Here is a 5,012-nt window from a genome sequence, read left to right as displayed (position 1 = left end):
AGCGCCGCCCCCGGCCCCGGGCCGGGCCGCCCCTGGTGGCGTTCGGTGCCCCGGATCGCGGCGATCGCGACGGCTCTGGTCGCCGCGGTGGTGCTGGTCGTCGTCCTGACCCGGCCCGACGGCGGGTCGAAGGCGGGCGGCGAGGTCTTCCTCCAGGCGGCGGGCGGCTCCGGACCGGATCCGTTCACGGAGTCCACGGCCCGCGAGAGCGACCCCGAGCCCGGCACCGCCAGCCCCTCCGTCGCACCGAGCGCGTCGAGGACCGGCGCGCACGTGACGCGTGGCGTGGACGGCGCGGCCCCCGGTCTGTACGGGGGCACCCGGAAGGTCGCGAGTTGCGATGTGGAGCAGCAGGTCAAGGTGTTGCGGGCGGCTCCGGACAAGAACCGGGCGTTCGCCTCGGCCCAGGACATCGAACCGTCCGCCGTGCCCGGCTATCTGCGGGGGCTCACCCCCGTGACGCTGCGCATGGACACCCGCGTCACCAACCACGGCTACCGGGACGGCGAGGCGACCGCCTACCAGGCGGTGCTCCAGGCGGGTACGGCGGTGCTCGTGGACAACCGGGGCGTGCCCCGCGTGCGCTGCGCCTGCGGGAACCCGCTGCTGCCGCCCGTCGCCCAGGAGGGGACTCCGCGGCAGACGGGCAAGGCCTGGCCGGGCTACCGGGCCTCCGACGTGGTCGTGGTGGAGCCGGCGGAGAAGCCGGTGAAGGAGTTCGTGATGGTCGATCCGGAGAACGGCGACTGGTTCGAGCGGCCGGCCGGCGACACGGGCGAGGGCGACAAGAAGACGGATCCGCCGAAGGACGCGTCCGCCTCCCCCTGCCCGCCCGGATCGGGCGACGACGGTGACCGTCCCTGCCCCTCGTCGTCCGGGGCCACTCCGTCGGAGTCCTCGCCCGAGGACCCGGCGTCGCGGCCCGGTGACGATCCGGCGACCTCCGAACCGCCGCCGGAGGACCCGGCGACCTCGGAGCCGCCGCCCGAGGACCCGGCGACCGAGCCCGCACCAAAGACCCCGCCGGGCTCGCAGTCGGCCCCGCAGCCGCCCGGGCCGGACTCCCCGGACCCGCAGGATCCGGGACCGGGGACGGCCCCGCAGGGGGCTCCCGCGTTCAGCTGAGGAGGCCGGGGTCCGCAGGGCGCGGATCAGCTTCGCGAACCCGGTCTCGGCCCGCGGCGTCGAGGCGGCTCTCCAACAGAGGGTTCTTCGCCCGCGTACCCGTGCGCACTCCGGCGGCCGACGCCGCCGAGTGGAGGGAGCGCAGGGCGACCAGCAGGAAGCCGATGTCGTCGAGGTAGACGGGGTCGGGCAGCAGGTCCACCGGTGACACGGTGTAGATGACGGCCGCCCAGACGAGCGCTTTGCTGCGCAGGGGGATTCCGGCGTCGACCAGCAGCTTCCTGGCCCTGAAGACGCGCACCAGAAGCACGACGGCCGAGGCCAGCATGGTCAGCGCGGCCACGGCGCCGAGAACGAGCCAGACGGTGGTGTCCATGGCTCATCGTGTACCCACTCGTTCCCGGATGACGAACCCGTGGCGACGGTGTCGCCGTTCCGGGCCGGGGAATGCCGCGGTGCGGGTCAGGCCGTACCGCGCCCCCGAGTCTCCGCCCGTCGGCGGCTGCGGCGCTTCAGAGCACGCCGCTCGTCCTCGGAGAGGCCTCCCCAGATGCCTGAGTCCTGCTTGTTCTCCAGGGCCCACTCCAGGCAGGCGGCCTGCACCGGACAGGTCCGGCAGACGGCTTTGGCCTCCTTGGTCTGGACGACCGCGGGGCCCGTGCTCCCGATGGGGAAGAACAGGTCCGGGTCCTCCTCACGGCAGGCGGCGTGCAGGCGCCAGTTCTCCATGCTGCTCACTTCCGCTCACTCCTGATGTCGATACGTCCTAAGTCGCTTGCCGTACGTGTCTTCCGTGCGGGTGACCGACGATCGGTGCCTCAAACATCACCGTCGTCCGTCGTCATGACGCAGTGCTGGTCGGGCATGGGCGCTCCTCGACGGTTCGGGCGGGAACGCGGTCGGCCGCGATCTCGTCGACGGGAGGCGCCGCGGTCTCCTCGGCGACCGGTGCCGAACGCGGTCCGATGACCGGGAACCGGCGTCTGCCGCGCGGCGGCCGTCACGCGTACGGGCGGGACCGGGGGCGGTGCAGGGCGAGGAGCGCCTGATCGTCCTGGATCCGGCCGCCGGTGTGATGCCCCACGTCCTCGATCAGCAGGTGGAGGATCTGCGCCGGGGTGGCCGGGTCGCCGATCAGCGCGCGGTGGTGGAAGAGCAAGGGCAGCCGGACGGCCGGGTCGTAGAAGACCCCGGACTCGTCGCGGGCCTCGGTGACCCCGTCCGTGTAGCAGATGAGGGTGGCGCCGGACGGGAACGGGAAGGTGTCGACCGGGCACGACCAGGTTCCCAGGACGCTCATGCCGAGCGGCGGCGCCTCCTCGGAGGGTTCGAGGACGGTGGCCCGGCCCTCGGCGTCCAGCAGCACCGGCGGCGGATGCCCCCGGTTGACGACGCGGACGGCGCCGAGGTCCTCGGCGAACTCGGCGATCAGCGCGGTGGTGAACCCCTCGTCCCGCTCCTGACCGCCGCGTCGGCCGCCCTCGCGCAGAAGGGCGCGTTCCAGCGCGGTCACGAGGGCGGGCAGGTCCTCCGCCTCGTCCGCCGCGTACCGGAAGGCCCCCAGGTCCGCGCAGACCGCGCTGACCGCGCCCAGCCCCTTGCCGCGGACGTCTCCGACCATCATGCGCACCCCGTGCGGGGTGTCCTGGACGACGTAGAGGTCGCCGCCGATCGTGGCCTCGTTCTCGGCGGGCACGTACCGGGCGGCGATCCTGAGCTCGCCGAGGTGCGAGGGGGGCCTGGGCAGGACGGCGCTCTGGGCGACGGCGGCGATATGCCGCGCGCGGCGGGTCCGGGCGTCTTGGCCCTCCAGGGCGCGGTGGATGAGGACGGCCAGCACGGTTACGGCCAGAAGGGTGAGCTGGTTGGCGATGCCCCGCTGCCAGCCGAAGGTTCCGTCGTACCTCGCGAGGGCCGCGTGGACCGCCATCGAGAAGGCGCCGATCGCGACGATGCCGCGCAGGGTCAGCAGCGGTGCGGCGGCGACGGGAGCCGCGATCAGCAGGGGCGCGGAGGTCACCCCCGCGGGGGTGACCAGGTCCAGCACGACGGCCAGCACGACGACCCCCAGCGGGATCCACTTGGCCCTCCGCAGCTGCACCACTCCCCCACGCTGCACGGCGCCGGGGCCCGCCGCATCCCGGGCGGCGGCCGACCGTGCCGGGCCGTAGCCGGTCAGTCCGGCAGCGGGGCCCCGGGGCCGGGAGCGGCGGCGCACGCGGCGTCCAGCCGGATGCGGTGGGCCATCACGGCCTCGGGGTCGTCGATGACGTCGACCCGGACGCCCGGGGTCTCCAGCACCGCCTGGTCCCCGATCTCCGGTGCGGGCACCCGGAGGATGTGCAGGGGCGGCATACCGGTCAGGGGGTGCGGCGGATGATCCATGGGCACCACCTGGATGGTGACGTGCTGCTCCTTCATCGCCTCGGTCAGCGCGGCCCGCTGTCCGTCCATGGTCTCCCGGTCGCCGACCCGCGTGTGGAGGGCCGCTGCGGGGAACAGGGCCCACAGGGCGGCCCCGCGCTCGCGCATGCGGCGCCGACGCTCCCTCAGCAGCTCGACGCGGCGTTCCCGGCGGGCGGGGGTGTCCTCGGGGTACTGCGTGCGGTGGAGCGCGGCGGCGTACGCGGGGGTGCGCAGCAGTTCGGGCACGAGCGCCGGGTGCCAGGTCCGAACGAGGCTCGCCGAGGATTCCACTCCGATGACGTCCTGCTGCCAGCCCTCCATCGCGTCCCGCCACCGGTGCCACCAGCCAGGCAGGTTCGCGGCTCCGAGCCCGGCCATGATGGGCTCGGCCACGGCGGGCGGAACGCCGTAGCAGCGCAGAAGTTCGCCGACCTGCCGGGCGTCGAGTCCGGTCTCGGCGCGTTCGATGCGCCGGACGGTGGCGGGGTGGGCGTCCAGTGCCTCGGCCGCGGCCCGCAGGCTGATTCCCGCGCGTTCCCGCAGCATACGGAGACGGACCGCGAGGACGCGGTGCTCCACGGTGGGACCGGATCGGGCTCGCATGCGCCTGCCTTCCTCGTCGAGCCCCGGAGCGGAGCACTACACACTCTGTCGCTTGCAAAGTATGCGATTTACGCCGAGAGTGCATACATGTCGGAAATAGTCAGTTGCGCGGAACGTGCCCCCGATGACGGAGGTGTCCGAGGTGCACACAGCTGGTGGGTTCCCCGATTGCCCGGGGGCGTTCCGGAGGCCCGTCACCGGGTCCAGGAGGCCATGCGGGCCTGGGGCGAACCGGCCGACCGGATCGAGGCGGCGGCTCTGATAGTGACCGAACTGGTCACCAACGCCGTGCAGCACACCAGCACCCGGCGGATCCGCTGTCGGCTCCTGCGCTCCACGGGCGGCGTGCGCATCTGCGTATGGAATCGCGGCCGGGTCCGGATCCCGGCCCCGGCGTCCCCGGGGGACTCGGCGGGCCTTCCCGTCGCCCGCGACCCGGCGACGGGTGGCGACGAGGACGACACGCTCGACAGCCTGGCGGAGGACGGCAGGGGCCTCCTGCTCGTCGACGCGCTGGCGGCCCGCTGGGGCACGCGCGCCGCGCTGGCGGGCCGCCTCGTCTGGGCCGACGTCTGAGCATCCCCACGACGACCCCGTCTCCGCGACACCTCCGCGACCGATGGGACCGCCCGTCCGGGCGTCTCCGCCCGCCGTCCTCGCGTGATCAGGCGGGAGCGGTACGGCACTCCGGGTGGCCCCAGCCGTTCGGGTTCTTCGCGATCGGCTCCTTGGCCGCGTACGGCTTTCCGCAGTGGCACCGGCCCGCGAAGCGCGCCGCGATCGTGCCGGTGGACCGCCCGCCCCTCGAAGCGCCCGCGGCGCTCCGCCCCTTCGCGCCGCCCGACGCCCCGGACGCCTCCGATCGCCCCTTCGTGGAC

The 5,012-nt window shown here is 74.1% G+C and carries 6 protein-coding genes and 1 pseudogene; 2 read left to right on the top strand and 5 right to left on the bottom strand.

All coding sequences use genetic code 11. The features are described 5' to 3' along the window. On the top strand, positions 1–1,125 hold a 1,125-nt coding region (locus CR470_RS35705; RefSeq protein ID WP_257139036.1), incomplete at its 5' end, for a DUF6777 domain-containing protein. Here CR470_RS35705 and CR470_RS35700 read toward each other — a convergent pair. The 4 genes from CR470_RS35700 to CR470_RS35685 all read right to left on the bottom strand — a co-directional run bounded on the left by CR470_RS35700 (position 1,118) and on the right by CR470_RS35685 (position 4,134). Beyond that, a complete protein-coding gene (locus CR470_RS35700) occupies positions 1,118–1,501 on the bottom strand; it encodes a YkvA family protein (protein ID WP_097871717.1) in 384 nt (127 codons plus the stop codon). The two genes, CR470_RS35705 and CR470_RS35700, sit on opposite strands and share 8 nt — an antisense overlap. Positions 1,502–1,587: 86 nt before the next feature. Further along, entirely contained in the window at positions 1,588–1,854 is a 267-nt protein-coding gene (locus CR470_RS35695) for a WhiB family transcriptional regulator (protein WP_097871721.1), read from the bottom strand. A gap of 271 nt (positions 1,855–2,125) precedes the next feature. Next, entirely contained in the window at positions 2,126–3,229 is a 1,104-nt protein-coding gene (locus CR470_RS35690) for a PP2C family protein-serine/threonine phosphatase (protein WP_097871719.1), read from the bottom strand. Between the two features lie 71 nt (positions 3,230–3,300). Then, complete coding sequence (locus tag CR470_RS35685) at positions 3,301–4,134, bottom strand: Scr1 family TA system antitoxin-like transcriptional regulator (protein WP_097871714.1); 834 nt, start codon at positions 4,132–4,134, stop codon at positions 3,301–3,303. Between the two features lie 168 nt (positions 4,135–4,302). Here CR470_RS35685 and CR470_RS35680 point away from each other — a divergent pair, with 168 nt between their 5' ends. Next, positions 4,303–4,710, top strand: a complete 408-nt coding sequence (locus tag CR470_RS35680) for an ATP-binding protein (RefSeq protein WP_097871712.1) — start codon at positions 4,303–4,305, stop codon at positions 4,708–4,710. 88 nt (positions 4,711–4,798) lie between these two features. On the opposite strand, the pseudogene CR470_RS40140 reads toward CR470_RS35680, so the two are convergent. Further along, positions 4,799–5,012: pseudogene (locus CR470_RS40140) on the bottom strand (ribonuclease HI); the annotation flags it as partial.

The organism is Streptomyces sp. rh34 (assembly GCF_002551245.1).
Taxonomy (GTDB): Bacteria; Actinomycetota; Actinomycetes; order Streptomycetales; family Streptomycetaceae; genus Streptomyces.
Note: the sequence above shows the minus strand (reverse complement) of the source record. Positions and strands in the feature narration are given on the sequence as shown.

What these genes read in the sequence shown, in the direction of transcription:
- CR470_RS35700 (WP_097871717.1), bottom strand. Translation starts at nt 1,501, where the DNA reads ATGGACACCACCGTCTGGCTCGTTCTCGGCGCCGTGGCCGCGCTGACC.
- CR470_RS35695 (WP_097871721.1), bottom strand. Translation starts at nt 1,854, where the DNA reads ATGGAGAACTGGCGCCTGCACGCCGCCTGCCGTGAGGAGGACCCGGAC.
- CR470_RS35685 (WP_097871714.1), bottom strand. Translation starts at nt 4,134, where the DNA reads ATGCGAGCCCGATCCGGTCCCACCGTGGAGCACCGCGTCCTCGCGGTC.